Annotated in this window: 18 protein-coding genes; 10 read left to right on the top strand and 8 right to left on the bottom strand. The window is 71.6% G+C overall.

The genetic code is table 11. The annotated features are described in order from the left end of the window. Nucleotides 1-9 precede the first annotated feature (9 nt). Together R6Y94_RS11580 and R6Y94_RS11575 are read left to right on the top strand one after the other, a co-directional pair. Nucleotides 10-1,521 (top strand): helix-turn-helix transcriptional regulator, encoded by a 1,512-nt coding sequence (locus R6Y94_RS11580; protein ID WP_318395825.1) that lies wholly within the window; start codon nt 10-12, stop codon nt 1,519-1,521. Nucleotides 1,522-1,531: 10 nt separating this feature from the next. Continuing rightward, nucleotides 1,532-1,891: a hypothetical protein gene (locus tag R6Y94_RS11575; protein ID WP_318395824.1), complete on the top strand. Its 360-nt coding sequence runs from the start codon at nt 1,532-1,534 to the stop codon at nt 1,889-1,891. Between the two features lie 62 nt (nt 1,892-1,953). Here R6Y94_RS11575 and galT read toward each other — a convergent pair whose 3' ends face one another. The 5 genes from galT to R6Y94_RS11550 all read right to left on the bottom strand — a co-directional run bounded on the left by galT (nt 1,954) and on the right by R6Y94_RS11550 (nt 8,241). Further along, complete coding sequence (gene galT / locus R6Y94_RS11570; RefSeq protein ID WP_412102752.1) at nt 1,954-3,024, bottom strand: galactose-1-phosphate uridylyltransferase; 1,071 nt, start codon at nt 3,022-3,024, stop codon at nt 1,954-1,956. Nucleotides 3,025-3,055: 31 nt separating this feature from the next. Next, nucleotides 3,056-3,835, bottom strand: a complete 780-nt coding sequence (locus R6Y94_RS11565; protein WP_318395822.1) for a DeoR/GlpR family DNA-binding transcription regulator — start codon at nt 3,833-3,835, stop codon at nt 3,056-3,058. Beyond that, complete coding sequence (locus R6Y94_RS11560) at nt 3,835-5,856, bottom strand: beta-galactosidase (protein WP_318395821.1); 2,022 nt, start codon at nt 5,854-5,856, stop codon at nt 3,835-3,837. Before R6Y94_RS11560 ends, R6Y94_RS11565 begins: the two co-directional genes overlap by 1 nt. A gap of 138 nt (nt 5,857-5,994) precedes the next feature. Next, complete coding sequence (cysC, locus tag R6Y94_RS11555) at nt 5,995-7,524, bottom strand: adenylyl-sulfate kinase (protein WP_318395820.1); 1,530 nt, start codon at nt 7,522-7,524, stop codon at nt 5,995-5,997. A 126-nt stretch (nt 7,525-7,650) separates the two neighbouring features. Then, on the bottom strand, nt 7,651-8,241 hold the full coding sequence (locus tag R6Y94_RS11550; RefSeq protein ID WP_318395819.1) for a DM13 domain-containing protein: 591 nt from the start codon (nt 8,239-8,241) through the stop codon (nt 7,651-7,653). Nucleotides 8,242-8,405: 164 nt separating this feature from the next. Between R6Y94_RS11550 and R6Y94_RS11545 the strand changes: the two genes are divergently transcribed. Both R6Y94_RS11545 and R6Y94_RS11540 read left to right on the top strand, forming a co-directional pair. Next, nucleotides 8,406-9,398 (top strand): ABC transporter ATP-binding protein, encoded by a 993-nt coding sequence (locus R6Y94_RS11545; protein WP_318395818.1) that lies wholly within the window; start codon nt 8,406-8,408, stop codon nt 9,396-9,398. After that, complete coding sequence (locus R6Y94_RS11540; RefSeq protein WP_318395817.1) at nt 9,395-10,279, top strand: ABC transporter permease; 885 nt, start codon at nt 9,395-9,397, stop codon at nt 10,277-10,279. The genes R6Y94_RS11545 and R6Y94_RS11540 overlap by 4 nt, the downstream gene beginning before the upstream one ends. Here the strand turns inward: R6Y94_RS11540 and R6Y94_RS11535 are convergent. Continuing rightward, the gene (locus tag R6Y94_RS11535) at nt 10,255-11,481 is read right to left on the bottom strand and encodes a transposase (RefSeq protein ID WP_318395816.1); all 1,227 of its coding nucleotides are present in this window, start codon (nt 11,479-11,481) and stop codon (nt 10,255-10,257) included. The two genes, R6Y94_RS11540 and R6Y94_RS11535, sit on opposite strands and share 25 nt — an antisense overlap. Before the next feature lie 120 nt (nt 11,482-11,601). Between R6Y94_RS11535 and R6Y94_RS11530 the strand changes: the two genes are divergently transcribed. Both R6Y94_RS11530 and R6Y94_RS11525 read left to right on the top strand, forming a co-directional pair. Continuing rightward, nucleotides 11,602-12,513 (top strand): ABC transporter ATP-binding protein, encoded by a 912-nt coding sequence (locus R6Y94_RS11530; RefSeq protein ID WP_318395815.1) that lies wholly within the window; start codon nt 11,602-11,604, stop codon nt 12,511-12,513. A 5-nt stretch (nt 12,514-12,518) separates the two neighbouring features. Beyond that, the gene (locus R6Y94_RS11525) at nt 12,519-13,229 is read left to right on the top strand and encodes an ABC transporter permease (protein ID WP_318395814.1); all 711 of its coding nucleotides are present in this window, start codon (nt 12,519-12,521) and stop codon (nt 13,227-13,229) included. A 156-nt stretch (nt 13,230-13,385) separates the two neighbouring features. On the opposite strand, the gene R6Y94_RS11520 is transcribed toward R6Y94_RS11525, so the two are convergent. Both R6Y94_RS11520 and ppc read right to left on the bottom strand, forming a co-directional pair. Further along, nucleotides 13,386-14,027 (bottom strand): N-acetylmuramoyl-L-alanine amidase, encoded by a 642-nt coding sequence (locus R6Y94_RS11520; protein WP_318395813.1) that lies wholly within the window; start codon nt 14,025-14,027, stop codon nt 13,386-13,388. 388 nt (nt 14,028-14,415) lie between these two features. Further along, nucleotides 14,416-17,202, bottom strand: a complete 2,787-nt coding sequence (gene ppc, locus R6Y94_RS11515) for a phosphoenolpyruvate carboxylase (protein ID WP_318395812.1) — start codon at nt 17,200-17,202, stop codon at nt 14,416-14,418. 274 nt (nt 17,203-17,476) lie between these two features. Here ppc and R6Y94_RS11510 point away from each other — a divergent pair, with 274 nt between their 5' ends. Genes R6Y94_RS11510 through R6Y94_RS11495 form a run of 4 tightly spaced genes read left to right on the top strand, consistent with a single transcriptional unit; the run spans nt 17,477 to nt 22,378 of the window. After that, a complete protein-coding gene (locus tag R6Y94_RS11510) occupies nt 17,477-18,235 on the top strand; it encodes a TnsA-like heteromeric transposase endonuclease subunit (RefSeq protein WP_318395811.1) in 759 nt (252 codons plus the stop codon). 41 nt (nt 18,236-18,276) lie between these two features. Continuing rightward, nucleotides 18,277-20,277 (top strand): Mu transposase C-terminal domain-containing protein, encoded by a 2,001-nt coding sequence (locus R6Y94_RS11505; protein ID WP_318395810.1) that lies wholly within the window; start codon nt 18,277-18,279, stop codon nt 20,275-20,277. Beyond that, the gene (locus R6Y94_RS11500) at nt 20,274-21,347 is read left to right on the top strand and encodes an ATP-binding protein (protein ID WP_318394626.1); all 1,074 of its coding nucleotides are present in this window, start codon (nt 20,274-20,276) and stop codon (nt 21,345-21,347) included. The genes R6Y94_RS11505 and R6Y94_RS11500 overlap by 4 nt, the downstream gene beginning before the upstream one ends. Further along, on the top strand, nt 21,344-22,378 hold the full coding sequence (locus R6Y94_RS11495; protein ID WP_318395809.1) for a TniQ family protein: 1,035 nt from the start codon (nt 21,344-21,346) through the stop codon (nt 22,376-22,378). Before R6Y94_RS11500 ends, R6Y94_RS11495 begins: the two co-directional genes overlap by 4 nt. Nucleotides 22,379-22,466: the final 88 nt, after the last annotated feature.

The raw sequence follows: 22,466 nt of genomic DNA, 5'->3' as shown, positions 1-22,466 counted from the left end.
GGCAGAGCCATGACGAACCGAACCGTGCGCTACTGCCGTTGCGGGACCCGCCTCGCCCGAGACAACCCGCAACACCAGTGCGCGGCCTGCCAGTCGAAGACGCGTGGTCTCGCGGCCGGCCCGCCAGACGTACCCGTCAACTTCTGGGACACCGATGAGATGCGGGATGCCCTCGCGACCTGGAACATGGGGCAGGTCATCGCCGCATATCGGCATCATCGCTTCCACGGTCGAACCATCCGGCAGGAACTCGTCGCCGGCTGGGTGGGCATCACCCAGGCTCAACTGAGCCGGATCGAGGGTGGATCCGCGATGAAGGACCTAGACAGGCTGGCGCAGTGGGCGAGGACGCTCGGCATCCCGGCCGGCTTACTCTGGTTCAAGCTGCCGGAGCAGTCCGCACGCCGCGAGGCCGACGAGCAGATTGGGCGCCATCCCGAGGCAGGCGGGAGCGGAGACGGGCGGGACCATGCCTGTGGGACACCATCGGGGGTCGAGGATATGCATCGCCGCGAGCTGCTGCGCCTGCTGAGCCTTGCCGCACCGGCTCTGACGGCGGCTGGCCTGGAGGATCGACTCGACCTGGACCGGCTGGAGTACGTCGCCGCCGACCCGCGACGGCTCGACGCAGCAGCCCTGGACGCGTACGAGACGGTGAATCGTCAACTCTGGACGGCGTTCAGCTCGGCAAAGCGCAAGAGCACCGTCCTGCCGCTGGTCTCGCGCCAGCTCGACACCTTGTTCGGTGCGTTGCGTGAAGCGCGCAGGACCGCGACCCGTCGCCGCCTCTGCGCGCTGAGTGGCGACCTTCTCCAACTTGCCGGAGAGGTGCTTTTCGACGGCAACCACTATGTCGACGCCGCCAACTGTTACGTCTCGGCGGCCGTTGCGGGTCGGGAGGCGACCGACTTCGACCTGTGGGCCTGTGCCATGACCAGGCATGCCTTCATCAGCGTCTACGAGCGACAGCCTGCGCACGCTCTTTCGATGCTGGATGGCGCCGGCCGTCTGGCTGCGCGCGGTGATGCGGCGCTCTCCACGAGGTACTGGATCGACGCCGTCCTCGCGGAAGCCGCTGCTGGTGTCGGTGATCTGGACTCGTGTGCGCGTGCTCTCGACCGGGCGGAACGTGTGTCCGGACTGGGCGGCCAGTTCCAGAACGGCGGGTGGCTCCGGTTCGACGGCTCACGCCTGGCGGAGCAACGAGGCACCTGTTACGTCCAGCTCCGGCGGCCGGATCTCGCGGAGCCCGCTCTCCTGGAAGCCCTCGACAAGGATCTTTCCCTCCGCCGTCACGGCGGCGTACTCGTCGATCTCGCCCATGTCGGGGTGCAGCTTCGCGACCCTGACCGTCTGGTCATGTACGCGGACGCGGCCCTCGTCGTCGCCCGGCAGACCGGATCAGGTGTCATCACCCGCAGGCTCCACGGGCTGCGGCGCCAGTTGGGATCACTCACCACCGATCGACATGTCGGTCGGATCGACCGCGAGATCGGCCAGTTCGCCGACGACCGACAGTGAGGAGCAGCGCATGCCAGACGAGCCGGGGCGGGCCTTCCGGGAGGCGTGGATCGCCGGTGTCCACCGGCACTACCCGGGTGAGCCGAAGCCGGGTTACGTCGCGCCATGGGCGGAAACCCCCGACTGGGAGCGGGCAAGCGCGGCGGCCGTCGAGGAGCAGGTGCGTGCCTTCGTCGTTGCCACGGATGGGCGCACCGCGAGGTTGAGCCGGGAGCAGAAGGGCCAGTTCGTCGCGCTCTGCTGGATCGGCCAGATCTTCAAACACTTCCCAGACCCGAAGCCGGCGTACATAGCGGACTGGCGTGATCTCCCGCCGTGGCAGCGGGAGACCGACGCCGACATCTTCGAGAGCATCGAGCAGCGGGGCTGAGCGGAGGCGGTGAAGCGGGTTGCCTCCCAAGCCTTGTGGGGTGACGGATCGGCCTGCGGGGCTCAGCCGGCGTCCCGGAGTAGCTGCGCGGCCCGCTCCGGCGGGATGTCGTTGATGAAGACCCCCATCGCCGACTCCGAACCGGCCAGGTACTTCAGCTTGTCGGCCGTCCGCCGGATGCTGAACACCTGGAGGTGCAGGTGCGCCAGGGCCTCCTCGGCGTGTACCGGCGCCTGGTGCCAGGCCGAGATGTACGGCAGCGGCAGGTCGAAGAGCCGGTCGAACCGGCCCAGCAGGTCCAGGTAGAGCGGGCCGAAGGCGTCCCGCTCGGCCTCGTCCAGCGCGGTGATGTCCGGTACCGGCCGGTGCGGCGCGACGTGCACCTCGAACGGCCAGCGGGCGGCGGCCGGCACGTACGCCGTCCAGTGCTCGTTGGCCAGCACCACCCGCTCCCCGGCGGCCCGCTCGGCGGCGAGTACGTCGGCGTACAGGTTGCGCCCGCCGGTGCGTTCCGCGTGCCGCCGCGCGGCGGCCAGCATCGCCCGGCTGCGTGGCGGCAGGAACGGGTACGCGTAGATCTGGCCGTGCGGGTGGTGCAGGGTCACCCCGATCTCCACCCCCCGGTTCTCGAAGCAGAAGACCTGCTCCACCCCGGGCAGCCCGGACAGCGCGGCGGTACGGTCGGCGAGCGCGTCCAGCACGGTACGCACCCGGGTCGGCGGCAGGGTGGCGAACGACGCCGAGTGGTCGGCGGTGAAGCAGACCACCTCGCACCGCCCCGTCCCCGGCCGCACCGCCGTGTACGGGGTGATCTGGCCGGGCGGGTCACCGGGCCGGTCGCTGAAGGACGGGAAGCGGTTCTCGAAGACCACCACGTCGTAGTCGTACGCCGGGATCTCGCTGGACCGCTCCGGAGTGGACGGACACAGTGGGCACTGGTCGGTCGGCGGCAGGAAAATCCGGCCCTGCCGGTGCGCGGCGACCGCGACCCACTCGTCGACCAGCGGGTCGTAGCGGAGCTGCGAGGCGGGCGGCGGCAGCGGCAGGTCGCGCCGGTCCGGCCCCTCCCGGACCGCGTCCGGGTGCTCGTCGAAGTAGATCAGCTCGCGCCCGTCGGCCAGTTTGACCGCCATCCGCCTCACAGCGCCACCTCACAGCGCAACCTCACGGTGTTACCTCGCAGAGCAGTAGTTCCGGTACGTGCGCCCGGAGAATCTCCCGGGCCGGTTCGGGCAGGCCGGTGTCGGAGACCACGGTGTGCGCCTGGGCCAGTTCGGCGAAGGACGAGATGCCGACCGTCGCCCACTTGGTCGAGTCGGCGAGCACCACCAGCCGGTCCGCCGCGGCCAGCAGCGCGCTGTTGGTCTCCGCCTCCAGCAGGTTCGGGGTGGTGAACCCGGCCCGCTCGCTCATCCCGTGCACCCCGAGGAAGACCAGGTCCAGGTGGAGCGAGCGGATGGTGGCCACCGCCACCGGCCCGACCAGCGCGTCGGACGGGGTGCGTACCCCGCCGGTGAGCACCACCGTCTGGTCCGGCCGGCCGGACCGGTGCAGGATCTCGGCGACCGGGATCGAGTTGGTGACCACGGTCAGCGCGGGTACCCCGGCCAGCCGGCGGGCGAGTTCAGCGGTGGTCGTACCCGCGGAGAGCGCGACCGCCATCCCGGGGGTGACGAGTCGGGCGGCCTCGGTCGCGATGGCGGCCTTCTCGGCCCGCTGCCGCACCGACTTGGCCGCGAAGCCCGGCTCGTCGGTCGAGCCGGGCCGGGCGGTGGTCGCCCCGCCGTGCACCTTGGCCAGCAGGCCGCGTTCGGCCAGCGCCTCCAGGTCGCGCCGGATGGTCATGTCGGAGACGCCGAACTCGCCGGCCAGCTCGGTCACCCGGACCCCGCCGGCGGTGCGGACCCGGTCGAGGATCGCCTCCTGGCGCTGCTGGGCCAGCATCAGGCTGTCCCGTCCGGTTCCGGCTCCGGCCGCTGCGCCAGCACCGCGACGCCGTGCGGCTCGACCCGGGTCGGCCCAGCCCACCGGGTGCCGGTCAGCAGGTCGGTCCCGGCCGCGTCGACCTCCGCCGGCCGGTCGGAGCGGTTGAGCAGGAAGAGGTACGACCGCCCGTCCGGGTGCCGCCGCCGGATCTGCTCCACCCCGGGTACGGCCGGCCCGGGCGGAGCGGCACCGGCCTCGTCCGCGACCCGGGCCAGCAGCCGGCCCAGCGCGGTCTGCTCCAGCCGGGTGCCGAGATACCAGGCCGCCCCGCCGTCCCCGGTCCGCCGGGTGACCGCCGGACCACTGGCGACCGGCCCGTTGTCGTACCTGACCAGCACCTCGGCGTCCGGTGCGGCCAGCGCCTCGGTCCAGACCGCCGCCGAGGTGCCGTCGTCCAGGCGTACGGTGCCGGCGGCGGGGAGCGGGAAGAACTCCTCGACCCGGATGCCGAGCAGCTCGGCGAAGGCGCCCGGCAGCGGGGCCGGGCGGACCCGGTCGCACTCGTCCACCAGTCCGCTGTACGGGCCGACCACCAGGGTGCCGCCGGAGCGGACGTACCCGGTCAGGTTGCCGATCGCGGCGTCGTCGACCAGGTAGAGCGCGGGGGCGAGTACCAGCTTGTAACCGGTCAGGTCGGCGCCCGGCAGTGCCAGGTCGGCGGTGATTCCGGCCCGCCAGAGTGCGCTGTGCCAGCGGCGGATCTCGTCGAAGGCGACCATGTCGGTGCTCGGCTGGTTGGCCGCCTCCTGGGCCCAGACGGACGAGTAGTCCAGCAGTACCACGACCTCGGCCTCGGTGCGGGAGCCCTCGATCTCGGCCAGCGCCCGCAGGTACCGGCCGAGCTGCACCACCTCGCGCCAGATCTTGGAGTCGGTGCCGGCGTGCGGCAGCATCGCCGAGTGCCACTTCTCCGAGCCGGCCCGGCTGGCCCGCCACTGGAAGAAGAGCGCCCCCTCGGAGCCCCGGGCGACGTGCGCCAGTGCGTCCTGGACCAACTGCCCGGCCGGCTTGGCCAGGTTGCGCGGCTGCCAGTTGACCGCGCTGGTGGAGTGCTCCATCAGCAGCCACGGGCCGCCGGCCAGCGACCGGCTCAGGTCGGCGGCGAAGGCGATCTGGGCCGGCGGTTCGAGCGGGTGCTCGCCGAGCAGGTAGTGGTCGTTGGAGAGCAGCCGGTCCGGGCCGGTCAGCTCCCGGCCCCAGGCCCAGTAGTCCAGGTTGACGCAGCTCGCCGTCATCAGGTTGGTGGTCACCGGGATTCCGGGGGAGAGCCGGTGCAGTGCGTCGCGTTCGGCGGTGAAGCAGGCCAGGTGTTCGTCCGAGCTGAACCGCTTGAAGTCCAGCACCTGGGCGGGGTTGGCCGAGGTCGGGGTGGCCCGGGGCGGCTGCACCTGAGCCCAGTCGGTGTAGGTCTGGGACCAGAACGCCGTGCCCCAGGCCGCGTTGAGACCGTCGAGGTCGCCGTACCGGTACCGCAGCCAGCCGCGGAACGCCTCGGCCGAGGTGTCGCAGTAGCAGTGCGCGTTGTGGCAGGCGTACTCGTTGTGCACGTGCCAGACAGCCAGCGCCGGGTGGTTCGCGTAGCGCCGGCCGAGCTGCTCGGTCAGCGCCAGGGCGGCCTGGCGGTAGACCGGTGAGCTGGCGCAGATCGCCTGCCGGCTGCCGTACGTCAACCGCCGCCCGTCCGCGTCCACCGGCAGGGTGTCGGGGTGGGCGTGGGAGAACCAGGGCGGTGGCGAGGCGGTGGCGGTGGCCAGGCAGACCCTGATCCCGCCGGCGTGCAGCATGTCCAAGATCCGGTCCAGCCGGTCAAACTCGTACCGGCCGGGGGCCGGTTCGAGCCAGGCCCAGGCGAAGACACCGACGGTGACCAGGGTGACCCCGGCCTCCCGCATCAGCGCCACGTCCTGCGGCCAGACCTCCTCGGGCCACTGCTCCGGGTTGTAGTCCCCGCCGTAGCTCAGACCCTCGACGTTCGGCACCAGACCCCCCACATCGCCCCCAACGCGCTCGCACTTAATCCAACAGATACGCACACTAGCGCCCACAGGGCGGCCAGGGTAAGGGCGCGATGCGGCGAAGGGGCGTCCCCGGCTCGGCGGACCCGGGGCTCGGGCGGGTCAGGCGGGTTGCAGACGGGACTCGACCCAGCCGGTCTCGGTCAGGTGCGCGAGCAGCAGGCGCACGCACTCCTCCACCGTGAGATCGGTGGTGTCGAGCACCAGGTCGGCGTCGGTCGGCTCCTCGTACGGGTCGTCGATGCCGGTCATCCCGGTGAGCTGGCCGGCCCGGGCCCGCGCGTACAGGCCCTTGCGGTCGCGCTGCTCGCAGACCGCCAGCGGGGTGGCGACGTGCACCAGCACGAAACCGGCTCCGGCCGACCGGGCCATCTCCCGGGCGATCGCCCGGGCCCGGGCGTACGGGGCGATCGGGCAGCAGATGGCGAGACCCCGGTGCCGGGCGACCTCGGCGGCGACCCAGCCGATCCGGCGTACGTTCAGGTCCCGGTCGGCCCGGCTGAAGCCCAGCCCGGCGGAGAGTTCCCGGCGGACCACGTCACCGTCGAGCAGGGTGACCGTGCGGTCCCCGCTCTCCCGCAGCGCGTCGGCCAATCCCCGAGCGATGGTCGACTTGCCCGAGCCGGAGAGCCCGGTGAAAAAGACCACCAGACCCCGGTGCCGGCGGGGTGGCCGGGCCCGGGTCAGCTCCTTGGCGACCGTCGGCGGAGTGTGCCACTCCGGCAGCGGGAAGCCCCGGTCGAGCAGGTCCTCGATCTCCTCCTGGCCGAGCGGCAGCCGCCGGTTGCGCGGCGGGATGTCGTCCCGCCACCGCCACTGGCCGTCCCGGTTGTCGTAGGCCAGCTCGCGGGGGACCAGCATGCGCAGCCCGCCACCGGTGAGCATCTCGGTGGTGGAGAGGACGTGGGTCACCCCGTAGGCCCGGGCCACCCGGGCCCGGAGCAGCGCATCCCAGATCTCGTCGCCGCGCGTGGCGACCGGCACCGCGATGATGGTGGCCGGGGGCATCCGGTCCCGGGCCCCGAAGATGCTCCGGACCAGCACCTCCGGCGGCAGCCCGTCCGGGCTGGTGTTGGCGACCGGGATCAGGATGAGCAGGTGGGCGGCGAGCGTCCGGACCGCGTGGGCGATCTGCGCGAGCTGCGGCCGGTGCAGCGGCCGGTCGGCGATCACCCCGAGCACCCGGCCCGGTGGCAGCAGCTCCCGGACCTCGGCCGGGGTCCGGCGGAGCCGCTGGAACGGGCCGTGGCCGCCGTCGCCGATCCGGCGCACCGGACCGCCGACGCCGCACCAGCCCTGGGTGGTGGGCCAGAGATCGGCGACCTCCAGCAGCGCGGTCGGCGCCCCCTCCGGGTCGGTGAGGACCAGGCCGCGCTCGACCGGATTGTTCAGGTCGATGCCGCTGACCAGGTCCGCCGGGACCTGGAGGGTCACCGGTACCGGCCAGGAGGAGCCGTCGGCGAGCCGGCCGCGCCGGGCCACCGAGGCCAGGTCGGCCCGGCCCATGAATCCGGTGAGCGGTGCGTACGCTCCGGAGAGCAGCAACTCCAGGTCGGCCAGCTCATACGGGCGCGGCGTGTACGCCGGAGCGTCACGCAGCAACTCATCGGGCAGCACCCACCCGTTGCTCATCGCACCCCCAACTACCCGGCCGGCCGGCACACAGTTTCTCAGTCGGCCGCCGATCGGTCGAGACCGCCACTCCCGTTTGGACGCCTCGATCGGTAGCGCCGTGTTCGGTCGGTGGCCACCAGGAGGTTACCCAACCGGGCGGAGTTCGGCGGCGCCGAAGGAGACCGCGAAGCGCCGGCACCAGATCGAGACGCTACGCAGCCGGTCGAGGTCGGTGCCGGCCGGGATGGCGTACCCCTGGTCACCCCGGTTCCCCTTCAGCCGGCCCAGTTCGACCCAGCGGCCGTCGTCGAAGACGTGCCAGCCGGCCGTACCCTCCCGCACGGGCTGGTCGGTGAGCCAGACCCGCAGGTCAGGTCCGTTGGAGGTGTCGAGGTCCACCAGTTCCAGGCGGTGACCGCCGGCCGGGTCCCGGACGATCCGGGCGGTTCCGCTGGTCCGGTGCTCGTGGGTGACGAACCCGCCGCTGCTGACCAGCACCGGCCGGGTGGTACCGGCAGCGGTCGCGGCCGGCGGGGTCGACGGCCCCGTGGAGCCGGTCCCGGGTGCCGGGGTGCCGGCCGGCGGCTCCGGCGCCGGCTCGGTGAGCTGCTCGGCGACGTTACGGTCGACGACGATCTTCCACGGCTGGAACCAGTAGCCGCCGAAGACCACGGCGGCGACGAGTACAGCGGCGACCGGCCAGGCCAGCGGGGAGCGGAGCAGGCGACGTGACATATCGCCAGTCAACCCGGTCGCGGGCGGCTGGACGGCCCCGCACCCGTTACGAAAGTCTTACCCCGGCCCTTAGGGGAGCCGGTCGCCGGCGCCCGCCGATTCGGGGGTACTTCCAGGGTGGTTTCCTGACCTCCGGGATGTGCCGTCGGCCCTACCCTGGCAGCGTGACACTGATCGCGACCCAGTCGCTGACCAAGACGTACGGCAATCGGGTGACCGCGTTGTCCGACCTGACGGTCACCGTCGAGCCGGGCATCGTCGGTCTGGTCGGAGCCAACGGTGCGGGCAAGTCGACCTTTATCAAGATCATGCTCGGCCTGCTGGAGCCGACCGGCGGACAGGCCCGGGTGCTCGGCCTCGATCCGATGGTGGACGGGCACCAGGTCCGGGCCCGGGTCGGCTACATGCCGGAGCACGACTGCCTGCCGCCGGACCTCTCGGCCGCGGAGTTCGTCACGCACATGGGACGGATGAGCGGGCTACCCAAGACGACCGCCCGGGAGCGGGCCTCCGAGACGCTGCGGCACGTCGGGCTCTACGAGGAGCGCTACCGCCAGGTCGGCGGCTACTCCACCGGCATGAAACAGCGGGTCAAGCTGGCCCAGGCGCTGGTGCACGACCCGGACCTGCTGCTGCTCGACGAGCCGACCAACGGGCTGGACCCGGCCGGCCGGGACGCCATGCTCGCCCTGATCGAGCGGATCGGCACCGAGTTCGGCATCTCGGTGCTGGTCTGCTCGCACCTGCTCGGCGAGGTCGAACGGATCTGCGACGCGCTGGTCGCGATCGAGGGCGGCCGGCTGCTCCGGTCGGCACAGCTCTCCGACATGACCGCGGTGACCGAGGTGCTCTCAGTCGAGGTGAGCGAGGGCACCGACGAGTTGGCCGCCCGGCTGGCCGCCGCCGGCCTGCCGGTCCGGCGGGACGGCCGAATGCTGCTGGTACCGCTGGTCGCGGCGGAGGCAGCCGGCGCGCAGGCGCGGGACTCGGCACTCGACAGCACGTACGACCTGATCCTGACCGCGGTGGCCGAGCTGGACCTGCCGCTGCACCGGCTCGACCAGCGGCGGCACCGGGTCGTCGAACTCTTCGCCACCGATCCGGCCCGGGTTTCCGAGCCGGTCGCCACCGGCACGGCCCTGGAGGGCACCAGATGACCACCCTCGACGCCCCGCAGACCGAGCGACCGGCCGGGGTCATCCACGACATCGGCTACCAGCGGTACGACGGTCCCAGGCTCGGCCGGCGGTACCTGGTCGGCGCGCTCTACCTGCACAGCCTGCGTACCGCCTTCGGGCTCGGGCGCACCATCAAGGCCAAGATCTTCCCCTGGCTGATCGTCGGGGTGGTCGGGGTGGTCGCCGCGGTGCTGGTCGCGGTCCGGGCCCAGACCGGCACGGCGCCGCTGAGCTACGCCGAGTTCCCCGAGACGCTCAGTGTGCTGATCATCTTCTTCTGCGCCATCGTCGCGCCGGAACTCGCCTCCCGGGACCTGCACAGCGGGGTGCTGCCGCTCTACTTCGCCCGCCCGCTGCACCGCTCGGACTACGCGGTGGTCAAGCTGGCCGCGCTGGTCTCGGCGACGTTCCTGACCATCGGGGTACCGCTGACGGTGATGTTCGCCGGTGCCGCGTTCATGGTCGACGGCATCGGGGCGGTCTGGGACGAACTCGGTGACTTCCTGCCGGCGCTCGGCTACGTCGCCGTACACGCGATCGTCTACTCCGTGCTGGCGCTGCTGGTCGCCTCCCTGGTCCGGCGCCGGGCCGTCGCGGCCGGGGCGATCGTCGGCGCGTTCCTGCTGACCACTCCCGTGGTCGGGGTGCTGTCGGTGATGCCGTACGAGGCGGCGAACCAGCTCGCCGGGCTGGCCAGTCCGGTCACCCTGGTCGGCGGGATCGGGGACTGGGCCTTCGAGGCGACCGGCGACCTCGACATCGGCTCGTACGGCCCGCTCTACGGCCTGGTGACCGTCGGGTTCGTCGTCGCCGGGATCCTGCTGCTGCTCGCCCGCTACCGGAAGGTCGCCGCCAAGTAACGCTTCCCCATGGCTGGAAGCCGGGGGATTTCTGGCTCGGACCGCACGAGAGCACCGTTCCGGACGGAGGTGATCGCATGTCTTACGTCGTCGGCGCCAGCACGGTCACGTTCTGCCGTGGCGAGGATCGTCCTCGCGGCGTTCCGGTCCCGGCAGGCGGTGTGTCCGCAGGTGTCGCACCGGAAGATTCTGATATCCAGCCCGAGGCGGTGCTTGGCTCTCGTACCGCACTGCGAGCAGGTCATCGTGGTGTGGGCGGGCGGTACCAGCACCACCTTCCGGCCCGCCCGCATGCCACGCTCGACCAGTTCCCGCTTCGCCGCCCCGATCGCCGCATCAGCGGCCTGACGGGCCATCCGGGACTTCGCCAGGAATGTCGGTTGGAAGTCCTCGACGGCGATGGTGGCGTGGTTGTCGATGATCTTCTTTGCCCAGACGCGGGCGTGGTGGGTGTTCTGCCGGGCCGCCTTCTTCGCGATCTTCGCCGCCTGCGGCTTGGCGCGCAGGTAGCCGTTCGACGGCGGGGCACCCTTCACCCGCCGTCGGCGGGCCATCCGGCGGTGGAGTTTGGCGAGTTCGGCGGCGCAGCGTTTCCGGTGGCCGAGGTACGGCAGGTCGTAGGCCGGGTTGGTGGTCGTCGCGGTCGTCGTGACACCCCAGTCGATGCCGATCGCACCTTCGACGTCGGGCGCGGGTGTGGTGTCGCGGCGGACGACGAAGGAGGCGTACCAGTGCCCGAGGCAGTCCTGGTAGACCCGGACGCTGGTCGGATCGGACGGCAGCTCGCGGGACCAGACGACCGGAATGGTGACGCCGCCGGGCAGCCGCAGTCGGCGGTCGCGGACCGAGAAGCCGCGTGTGGTGTATTCGAGGCTGGGCCGGGCGTCCTTACGTCGCTTCGGTCTCGGCCGGCCCCGTCCCTTCACCCTGAAGGAGTGCTGGAGGGCGAGAGCGTAGCTACGCAGCGTTTGTTGTTGGGCGACCTGGGACCCGTCGCGCAGCCACGACGAGCGGGCCCGCGCCTCGGTCAGCAGCTTCGACAGCTTGCCGAAGGTGGGTCTGCGGCCGGTCTTGTACTGGTGGACGGCCTCGTTCCACAGCCAGCGACACCGCCCCCACTCCGCCAGCAGTGCGCCCCGCGCGGTCGCACCGGGACGCAACCGGTAGGTGTACCGCACCGTCTCGCCCACACCTAGCAGCATCTCAGCCGCATACGACAGTTTCGCCTACGGAGGAGTCGACGACATGCCGAAGACCAATACCACGCCTGACCGCCCTTTCCTCCCTATGGCTGAAGCCACGGGTTTCTCGGGCGGCTGTTGATGAGTGACGTGGAACTGGCCGGGGTCTCCCGCTGGTACGGCAACGTGGTGGCCGTCAACGACGTGTCGATGCGCCTCGGTGCCGGGGTGACCGGCCTGCTCGGGCCGAACGGCGCCGGCAAGACCACCGTGCTGCACATGATGGCCGGCTTCCTGGCCCCCTCGAAGGGCACGGTGACCCTCGACGGCGAACCCACCTGGGGCAATCCGGCGGTCTACCGGCAACTCGGCCTGGTCACCGAGCGCGAGTCGGTCTACGACTTCCTCAGCGCGTACGAGTTCGCGGTGGCCAGTGCCCGGTTGCACCGGCTGCCCGAGCCGGAGGCGGCGGCCCGGCGGGCGATCGAGCTGGTCGAGCTGACCGACGCGCAGCACCGCCGGATCGGCACGTACTCCAAGGGCATGCGCCAGCGGGCCCGGGTCGCCGCCGCGCTGGTGCACGACCCGCAGGTACTGCTGCTGGACGAGCCGTTCAACGGGATGGACCCGAGGCAGCGGCTGCACATGATGGAGCTGCTGCACTCGCTCGGCGAGCAGGGCCGGACGATCCTGTTCAGCTCGCACATCCTGGAGGAGGTCGAGCAGGTCTCCGGCACCGTCCAGGTGATCGTCTCGGGCCGGCTGGCCGCCTCCGGCGACTTCCGGACCATCCGGCGGCTGATGACCAACCGGCCGCACGTCTTCGCGGTGCAGTCCAGCGACGACCGGCGACTTGCCGTCGAGCTGATCGGCCAGCCCTCGGTGAACGGCGTGGACGTCACCCGGGACGGGCTGACCGTCCGGGCCGGCGACTACGGCAGTTTCACCCGGGCCCTGCCGAAGATCGCGCTGGCCTCCGGCATCCGGGTACGCCGGCTGCTGCCCTCGGACGAATCCTTGGAGAGCGTGTTCTCCTACCTGGTGGAGGCGTGACCCCCATGACGACTGTTACCTGGATCACCGCACGCGGGCTGCTCGGCCGGCGCCGGTTTTTGCTGCTCTTCCCGCTGCCGGTGCTGCTGGTCGGGCTGGCGGTGCTGGCCCGGGCGACCGGCATCGCCCCGACCGAGTGGGGTCAGCCGGTCGTCTACGGGCTGGGGCTGGGCGTGGTGCTGCCGGTGACCGCGCTGATCGTCGGCACGGCGGTGCTCGGCTCCGAGATCGACGACGGCACGCTGCTGCACATCCTGACCAAGCCGCTGCCCCGGTGGCAGATCGTGCTGCCGAAGCTGGCTGTGGCGGCCGGGGTCAGTGCGCTGACCGTCGCCGTACCGCTCTACGTCGCCGGAGTGCTGGTCGAGTCCGTACGCTTCGGGCTCGGGCTGGCCGCCGCGAGTGCGGTCGGTGCGCTGGTGTACTCGGCGTTCTTCCTGGCCCTGAGCCTGCTGACCCGGCGTCCGGTGCTGCTCGGCCTGGTCTACGTGCTGATCTGGGAGGGCCTGCTCACCAACATCGTCAGCGGTACCCGGGTGCTGTCGGTGCAGCACTACGTGGTGACCCTGACCGACCGGATCGCGCCGACGGCGTTGCTGGACGGGTCGGTGTCGCTGCCGGTGGCGATCGTGATGAGCGCGGTCTTCACGGTCGGCTTCACCCTGTTGGCGATCCGCCGGCTGCGCACGTTCAGCGTGGCCGGCGAGACTAGCTGACCGACGAGGAGCCGTGGGGCCGGTTCGGGCCCGCTGGCACCGGTCGCGGTAGTGCACCGCCATGTGGATGCACGGCCGCGTGCGCGGGTTCCCGCCGCCTCGCCTCGGCGAGACCGGTGTCCGGCGGCGCCCGACCGACGCCCCACGGCTACCCGATCAGGCGAGGCCGAAGAACCGGGCGATTCCCCGGGCGTGCCCGACGGCGAGCGCCTGCCGGAAGTCCGCGCGGGCGAGGAGGGCGGCGTCGGCGGCCCGGTCGATGAAGAGGTTCTCGGTGAGTACCGCCGACATCGCGGTTTCCCGGAGAACCTGGAAGTTCGCCGTCTTCTGGCCGCGATCCGTGACCGAGCCGACGGTGCGGGCGTTGCTCAGCACGGCCGCGTGCACCTCGTCCTGCAGGCGCAGGGTCGCGGCGCCGGCAGTGGGATAGACGTAGCTTTCGAAGCCGGTGCCGCCACCGGCGTTGATGTGGATGCTCACGAAGATGTTGGCGCCCCAGGAGTTGGCGTCGCTGCTGCGGTAGCTCAGGCTGCGGGTGATGTCCGTGGTGCGGGACATCCGGATCGAGACGTCCCAGTTGCTCTGTAGGACGGTGCGGGTGCGCAGCGCGATGTCGAGGGTCAGGGACTTCTCCTGGAGACCGTTGCCCACCGCGCCGGGGTCGGTGCCGCCGTGCCCCGGGTCGAGGTAGATCTTCGGCGGTGCGGCCTGGGCGGGGCTGGCGAGCAGCGGCGCGGCCGCGATCCCGGCGACCGCGGCCAGCAGGGTGCGTCTGCGCATGAGGGGTGTGCCGGACATGGGTTCCTCCCGGGGGTGAGGGGGTGGACGATGCCGAACCACGGGTGGTGGAGACGGGTGGGGGTTGCCGTCTGGTCGCGCGTCCGGGGAGAAACGCCAGGGCCGCCTCACCGGTGGGCGAGGGGCCGATAATTTTCACTGGCCGACGCGATGACGTAAATTTTCGACATCAAGTCGCGTCGATGTCAAGACCCGTTCCTCAGGGCCGTACCCCGGGCCGGGACGGTACGCCCGATTCCGCTCCCGGGGCCGGAACCGCCGCGGCTGCGGTCCCCGCCCCGGCTCGGGCTACCCCTGCTCGATCTTCGGCTCAGCCGATTTTCGCCCGCGTCGACGCGCCGGCCGGGAAACTCGCCGGCCCGGTCGACGCGCCGGCCGTACCGGCGGCTCAGCCGGTGTTGCGCATGCCGGCGGCGATGCCGTTGACGGTGGTGAGCAGGGCCCGTTCCAGCGCCGTACCGTCACCGGGAGCGCGCCGGCCGCCCGGGGCGGTGGCCATGGCCCGGCCGGCGGCGCCCGAGTCGCGGTACTGCCGCAGCAGCGCCACCTGGAGGTGGTGCAGCGGCTCCAGGTAGGTGTCCCGGACGGCGAGGGTACGTTGCAGCACGGGGGAGTTCTCCAGCAGCGCGGGGGAGGCGGTGATGGCCAGCACCTCCTGCTTGGTCAGCTCGTACTCCGCCTCGATCATGTGGAAGATCGGGTGCAGCGGCTCCGGGACCAGGGTCTCGACGTACCGGCGGGCGATGTCCAGGTCGGTCTTGCTCAGCATCATCTCGACGTTCGACAGGAACGTGCCGAAGAAGTGCCAGGCTCGGTGCATCTCGGACAGGATGTCGGCCATCCCGGCCTCGCGGGCGGCGGCCAGCCCCGACCCGACGCCGAACCAACCGGGGACGATCTGCCGGGTCTGGGTCCAGCCGAAGACCCACGGGATGGCGCGCAGCCCGGCGAGCCCCGCCCCGGTGTTCGGCCGCTTCGCCGGCCGGGAGCCGATGTTGAGCGCGCCGAGCAGCTCGGTCGGGGTGGAGGCCCAGAAGTACGCCGGCAGGTCCGGATTTTCCACCAGCGAGCGGTAGCGCCGGTAGGCGGCACCGGAGACCACGTCCATGGTGGCGTCCCAGCGGTCCAGCGCCTCGGCCGGCTGCCGGGGGGTGGTGTGCAGCAGGGTGCTCTGCAACACCGCCGCCAGGGTCAGCTCCAGGTTCTCCCGGGCCAGCGAGGGCAGGGTGTACTTGTCGGAGATGACCTCACCCTGCTCGGTCACCTTGATCTCGCCGTCCAGCGTGCCGTACGGCTGGGCGAGGATCGCCTCGTGGGTGGGGCCGCCGCCCCGGCCGACCGTACCGCCCCGGCCGTGGAAGAGCCGCAGCCGTACGTTGTGCCGGGCGGCCACGTCCCGCAGCGCACGCTGGGCCCGGTGGATGGACCACTGCGAGGTGGTGATCCCGGCCTCCTTGTTGGAGTCGGAGTAGCCGAGCATCACCTCCTGCACGTCGCCCCGGGCCGCCACGATCGCCCGGTACGCCGGCAGCGACAGCATCTCGTCGAGGAGTTCGCCTCCGGCGTCCAGCTCGGCCGGGGTCTCCAGCAGCGGCACGAAGCCGATTCGGGCCCGGCCGGTGTGCACGTCGACCAGCCCGGCCTCCCGGGCCAGCACCACGGCGGCGAGTACGTCGTCCACGCCGAGCGTCATCGAGATGATGTACGACTCGATCACCTCGACGCCGAACCGTTCCTGCACCTCGCGGACGGTGCCGAAGACGTCGAAGGTCTTCCGGGCCGCCTCGGTCAACGGAGTGTCCATGGTGGAGAGCGGGCGCCGGCCGGCCAGTTCCTCGGCGAGTAACTTGGTCCGCTCGGTCCGGCTCAGCGACGCGTAGTCCGGCACCTCGCCGACCTGTGTGTAGAACTGCGAGAGCACCACGTGGTGCGCCTCGGCGTGCTCCCGGATGTCCATCGTCGCCAGGTGCGGCCCGAAGGCGGCGACGGTGCGGATCGCCGAGGCGAGTCGGCCGACGGCGGTGAGCTGGCCGGAGTTGCGGGCCAGCGAGGCGCGCATCAGCTCCAGGTCGGCGAGCAGGTCGGCGGAGCCCCGGTAGTCCCGCCCCGGCACGTGCGGGGTGCCCTGGTTGAGCCGGCGCCGGGTGTTGGCCAGCTTGGCGCGGACGCACCGGGCCTTGAGCCGGTACGGCTCCTCGGCGTTGACCCGGCGGAACCGGGGGGCCACCTCGGGGAGCGCGTCCAGGTCCTTGGCGAGGCTGGCCGAGAGGTCGAGGCTGACTCCGCGTAGCCGGCGGGAGACCGAGATCTCGTTGATCAGCGCCTCCATCGCCGCCTCGGTGGCCTGGATGCCGTGCTCGTGCTGGATCAGCAGCACGTCCCGGGTGACCTGCGGGGTGACGAACGGGTTGCCGTCCCGGTCGCCGCCGATCCAGGTGCCGAAGGTCAGCGGCCGGGCGGTCGGCGCGGTCTCCACGCCCAGTCCGCGCAGCGTGTCGGCCAGGTCGTCGAGCACCTGCGGGGCCGCCTCGGCGTAGAGGTCGCGGAGGTAGTAGATGGCGTTGCGGGCCTCGTCGGTCGGGTCCGGCCGGTCGAGCCGCAGCTCGTCGGTCTGCCAGAGCAGGTCGAGCAGTTCGGCGAGGCGGCGGCTGGCCGGGCCTTCGTCGCTGGCCCCGTAGAGGATCGCGGCAGCGGCCTCGGCGTCGAGTTCGTCGGCGACGGCGCGCAGCTTGGAGAGGATCGACCGGCGGGCCGCCTCGGTGGGGTGGGCGGTGAAGACCGGCCGGACGGAGAGCCGGCGGGCGACCGAGGCGATCTCCTCGGGTGGCACCCCGCGCTCCCGGATCAGCCGGGCGGCCTGGTCGAGCCAGCCACCGTGCGCGGCCCGCTGCCGGCGTAGGTCCCGGGACCGGTGCACCTGCTCGGTGATGTTGGCCAGGTGGAAGTAGGTGGAGAAGGCCCGGGCCAGCTTGGTGCCGGTGGTCACGTCCATCGCGCCGAGCCGCTGGGCGGCCGCCTCCGCGTCGTGCCGGACCAGCGCACGGACCTCCTCGACCAGGTCGAGCAGGGGTGGGCCCTCCTGGCGGGCCAGCGTCTGGCCGAGGAGCTTGCCGAGCCGGCGGATGTCGGCCCGCAGTGCGGCGTCGGGCCCGTCGTGATCATGCTGGTCGGTCACCGTGCGCTCCTTGATCGAGTACGGAGGACAGCGTTGTCCGACACCGTGGATGTTATCGGCGGCCGGTCCCGGAACGCTAACGAGCCTCGTACCGTGATCGTTAGCTTGCTCACCCCCGGCCCGCGCGCCGGCCCCCGACTACCCTGTCGGCATTGTCCTGTCCAGGTGAAGATGGCGGAGTCCAGGTAAACATGGCGGATGATCTGGCGGCGTCCAGGTTTAGTTGGCGTGTCATGGGCGTCGATGGGTCGCCGATCGGCCGAGAATGCTCGGTGTGACGACGCTACCGGCCGTGCGGGATGTGGCTTTTGGCTGGTCGCTCGATGAGTTCGTGGTGGGGTACGTCACCGAGGACGGTACGCGGCGTCGGGTGTCGCTGGCGGAGGCGTGGGCGGTGCGGTTCGAGGCGGTTGCGCCGGCTCGGCGGTTCACCGCGCGGAAGGGTCAGCGGCATCTGTCGGGTCTGTGGTGGTCGTCCACGGTCGCTGGTCACGTGGGGTATGAGTCGTGGCTGGAGCGCGATCATGTGATGTGGCTGGACTTCGATCCGGCTGTGGTGGGGATTGCCGCGCAGCCGTTTTGGTTGTGGTGGACGGCGCCGGGCGGCAAGGGTGTGGCGCACGTGCCGGACTTGTTCGCCCGTCGGGCGGATGGCTCGGCGGTGGTGGTTGACTGCCGGCCGGTTGAGCGTCGGCCGGCCCGGGATCGGGCGAAGTTCGAGGCGACGCGGTGGGCGTGCGAGCTGTTGGGTTGGGAGTACCGGTTGGTCGGAGCCCCGGAGTTGATCGCGACGGCGAATCTGCGGTGGCTGGCCGGGTATCGGCACCCGCGCCATCATCTCCCGGAGATAGCGGCAGCGTTGCGGGTCGCGTTGGCTGAGCCCGCCGCGTTGATGGTCGGCGCGGAGGCGGTCGGTGATCCGGTCGGGGTGCTGCCGGTGCTGTTCCACCTGCTATGGCGCCACGACCTCGTTGCGGACCTGTCGGTGCCGCTGCACCAGGGCACCACCGTTACCAGCGTGGTAACGCCGTGATCGGCGGGCGGACGCGGGCGGTACTGCGTCCGGGTGACTGGGTGAGCTTCGACGGCGGTGAGCACCAGGTGGTGGCGGTGGCGGGTACGTCGGTGCGGCTGCGCGCTCAGGCTGGTACGGAGCAGGTGGTGCTGGCTTCCTTTCTGATGGCCGCGCCGGACTTTGCCGTGGTGGACGGGACGACATTGCCCGGGGTGGAGCCGTTCGGGCTGCTGGACGGCCTGCCGGAGGAGGTCCTTGTTGAGGCGCGGGACTGGGAGCGGCATGTGGTCGAGGTGGAGTCCGGCCTGCCGCTCGGCGCCGAGCCGGGCGCGGCAGCGCGGCCGGAGTACGACCCGGTGGCCCGCACGGTGGTGCAGCGCACCGAGGCCAAGGCTGCCGAGTTGGGTGTTGGCTATCGGACGGTGGAGCGGATGCGCGCCCGGTACGCGCAGCAGGGTCTGTGGGGGTTGGTGGATCGGCGGGCGGTGCGGGTTCGGGAGGTTACCGGGCGGGCGGACGCGCGGCTGGTGGCGGTGGCTCGTCAGGTGATCGATGCCGAGACCCATGTGTCGACGGGCACTCGTGGGCGGCTGATCCGGCAGGTGGTCAAGGCGGTGGAGGACGCCTACGGGCCGGGGGTGGTGCCGCTGCCGGGCCGTTCGACGTTCTACAAGCTGATCGATGCGTTGTCGACTGGGCGGCACACGTTCGGGTCGGCGGTGACCCGTCGGCAGACGGCGAACCGGCCACAGGGGGTGTTCACGCCGACGTTCGCCGGGCGGCCGGGTGAGCAGGTGCAGATCGACTCGACTCCGATCGACGTGATGGTGCTGCTGGAGTCGGGGATGCCGGTGCGGGCGGACCTGACGATCGCGGTCGACGTGGCGACCCGGACGATCTGCGCGGCGGTGCTGCGGCCGGTGGGCACGAAGGCGGTGGACGCGGCGTTGCTGCTGGCCCGGATGCTGGTGCCGGAGCCGATGCGGCCGGGCTGGTCGGCGGTGCTGCGGATGTCCGCGTCGCGGCTGCCGCACGCCCGGTTGGTGGATGTGGACGCCCGGATGGAGTTGGCCGCGGCGAAGCCGGTGATCGTGCCGGACACCATCGTCATCGACGGCGGGAGGGTGTTCGTGTCGGAGACGTTCACCCGGGCCTGCGCCCGGTTGGGCATCTCGGTGCAGAACTGCCGGCCGGGTACGCCGACGGACAAGGGGATTGTGGAGGCCACCTTCGACGCGATCAACACCCTGTTCTGCCAGCACGTGGCCGCCTACACCGGCTCCAACACGACGCTTCGGGGGGACCGGGTGGACGCCCAGGCGGCGTGGACGGTTCCGGACTTGCAGGACCTGCTCGATGAATGGCTGCTCTGCGGGTGGCAGGCTCGCCCGCACGACGCGCTGCGCGATCCGTACTTCCCGCGCCGTGCGATCTCGCCCAACGACAAGTACGCGGCCCTGGTCGCCGCGGCCGGCTACCTGCCGCTGGTGCTGACCGGGGAGGACTACCTGGAGCTGCTGCCGGTGGCGTGGCGGCAGATCAACGATTACGGCGTTCGGATCGACTACCGCACCTACGACAGCCCGGAGTTGGGGACGTGGCGGCGGCAGCACTCGGGGGTGACGGCGCGGCGGGGGTTGTGGGAGGTGCACTACGACCCCTACGACCTGTCGCAGGTGTTCGTGCGGACCCCGCACGGGTGGGTCACCGCCGCATGGACGCACCTGCCGATGGTCTCGGCGCCGTTCGCGGACTTCACCTGGCGCCATGCCCGCCGGCTGGCGGCGCAGGCCGGCCGGGACGATACCAACGAGACCGCGGTGGCCCGGGTCCTCGACGAGCTGCTCACCCGGGCTCAGGCCGGCCCGCCAGCGGACAAGGCGAGTGCCCGAGTCGCGGCGCGGACCCGGGTGGCCGCCGCCGCGCACCGGCCCCCGCCCGTCGAGGAATCCGAGGCACAGGCTGACGAGGACGACGAGTTGGACGGGCAGACCAGTACGACCGTGGTCCCGATGGGGATCTTCGACGCCCGCGTCGAGGCCGAGAGGTGGCCGTATTGACCGCCATCCTGCCCCGCCCGCGCGCCGGGGACCCCGACGACGCTGAGCCGTCGACGGAGAATCCGTTGACCACCAAGGAGGGATGGCGGCGGTTCGTGGACGCCGAACCGAACCCACCGGCCCTGCTGGCCGAGGCGGCGTTGGCGGGGCTGAGCGCGGGCCGGCGGGTCGGGTATGACGAGGCGCGAATGGAGTACCACGCCGATTTGCCGTTGGTGAACACGCCGGTCATCCGGCAGGTCATCGCGACGAGCCGGTTGCTGATCCAGCTCAACCGCAACCAGATCTCCGCCCGCCGGGGCGTGATCATCAGCGGAGCGTCGGGCACCGGGAAGACCACGGCGCTGAGCCAGCTCGGCCGGGCGCATGACCTCGCCGCCCGCCGGCGGCACCCGCAGGATCGGCACCGGTTGCCGGTCGTCTACATCACGGTCCCTCCGGCGGCGACACCACGAATGGTGGCGGTGGAGTTTTCCCGGTTCTTCGGCCTGCCGGCACCTCGTTCGGCGAACCTCACCGACGTGACCAACGCGGTCTGCGCCACCGCCGCCCGCACCCACGTCGATCTGGTGCTGGTCGACGAGATACACAACATCAGCCTCGCCACCCGGGCCGGCGCGGAGGTGTCGGACACGCTGAAGTACTTCGCGGAGCGGCTGCCGGCCACGTTCGTCTACGCCGGCCTGGACGTCGACGAGATCGGCCTGTTCGCCGGCACCCGGGGCCGGCAGATCGCCGGCCGGTTCACCCTCATCCCCGCGCGGCCGTTCGACTACGGCACCACCGAGCAGCGTGAGACCTGGCGCGGTCTGGTCTCGACCATGGAGGCCAGCCTGCGGTTACACCGCCACCAGCCCGGCACTTTGACCGGGCTGGACGAATACCTGTTCGCCCGCACCAGCGGCATGATCGGCAGCCTGTCGCACCTGGTGCGCGGCGCGGCGGTCCTGGCCATCCAGGACGGCACCGAACAGATCACGAAAGACCTGCTCGACCTGATACCCGTCGACCACGCCGCGCAACGCGCCCACGTCCAGAGACCGGGACGGCGCGGCAAGGCGAAGAAGTGAGCGACTGGCGGCGGTTGCCGATCCCGCTGGCGCCTGCGCGGAACGAAACCCTCACCTCCTGGCTGCGTCGTCTCGATCTAGTGCACGGACTGTCCAGCAGCACGCTGGCCCAGCACGTCGGCATCCAACGGCGCCTCAGGCACGTCGACGCCGCCGCTGCCGCGCTGCGCCGGCTTGCGGCCATCACCGGCTACCAGCCCGTTGGACTGGCCTGGGCGCTGCCCGAGCTGCGGGTTCCGCCGCCGGCGTGGCGCAGCCTGCGTCACCTGGCCCAACGTGCCTGTCCCCGCTGCACCGCTCGGCATGAGGGCGGCCAGGTGCGGCGGCTGTTCGCCCACGACGAGTACCTGTGCACCCGGCACGGCTACCGGGTCGGCCCGCCGGACGGGATCCACGACGAGCCGCCCCTCCTGCTCGGCGCGCGGCTGCCGGAGTTGGGCGCCGCACAACACCGACTGCGGCGCACCACCCGCCGGCACGGTTGGACGATCACCTTCGACGCCACCGTCTCGGCAACCCGTATCTGCCTGGACCTGCGGTTCAGCGCACCACACCACCCCCTCTGGCGACGATGGGAGCAGCGTCTCGACCTGCTCTTGCCAGACGGCTACCGGCGGTCGCTGTTCATGGCCGCGATCTTCCCGGAAGTCACCGCGCTCGCCGCAGTGATCGCCTCACCCACCAGACGAACCGTGACCGCGCAACAACGGTCGGTGGAATACCGGCCCTTCCTCGACGCCTGCGCGCACGCACTGAACTCCCGAGATGAGGCCGACGCCCTCACAGACACGATTATGAACTGGGCAAACACGCGGACGGCGCGTTCCCGGATGGAGCCGGCCGCGATCTACCCCGACACAATCCACCACCACGACGGCAGCCCTCGCGTCACCGAGAAGCAGGTCTTAGCCGAGGAACGCATCGCGCACCGCTTCGCCCGGGACCGACGCGCACCCCGCGCCTTCAGCCCAGTAGCGCCGCTGCCCTACGCCCACCGGCCAGCACCAGCCGCCACCGGGAGGCCGACCTGATCCCGAAAGTCCATGAACGCGGCCCCATCCACGGGCTCGGCCCGCTACTGCGCTACCTGTTCGGCCCCGGCGAGAACAACCACCGCGG

It is taken from the genome of Plantactinospora sp. KLBMP9567, assembly GCF_033446045.1.
Classification (GTDB): domain Bacteria; phylum Actinomycetota; class Actinomycetes; order Mycobacteriales; family Micromonosporaceae; genus Plantactinospora.
This window is presented reverse-complemented; position numbering and strand designations above follow the sequence as displayed.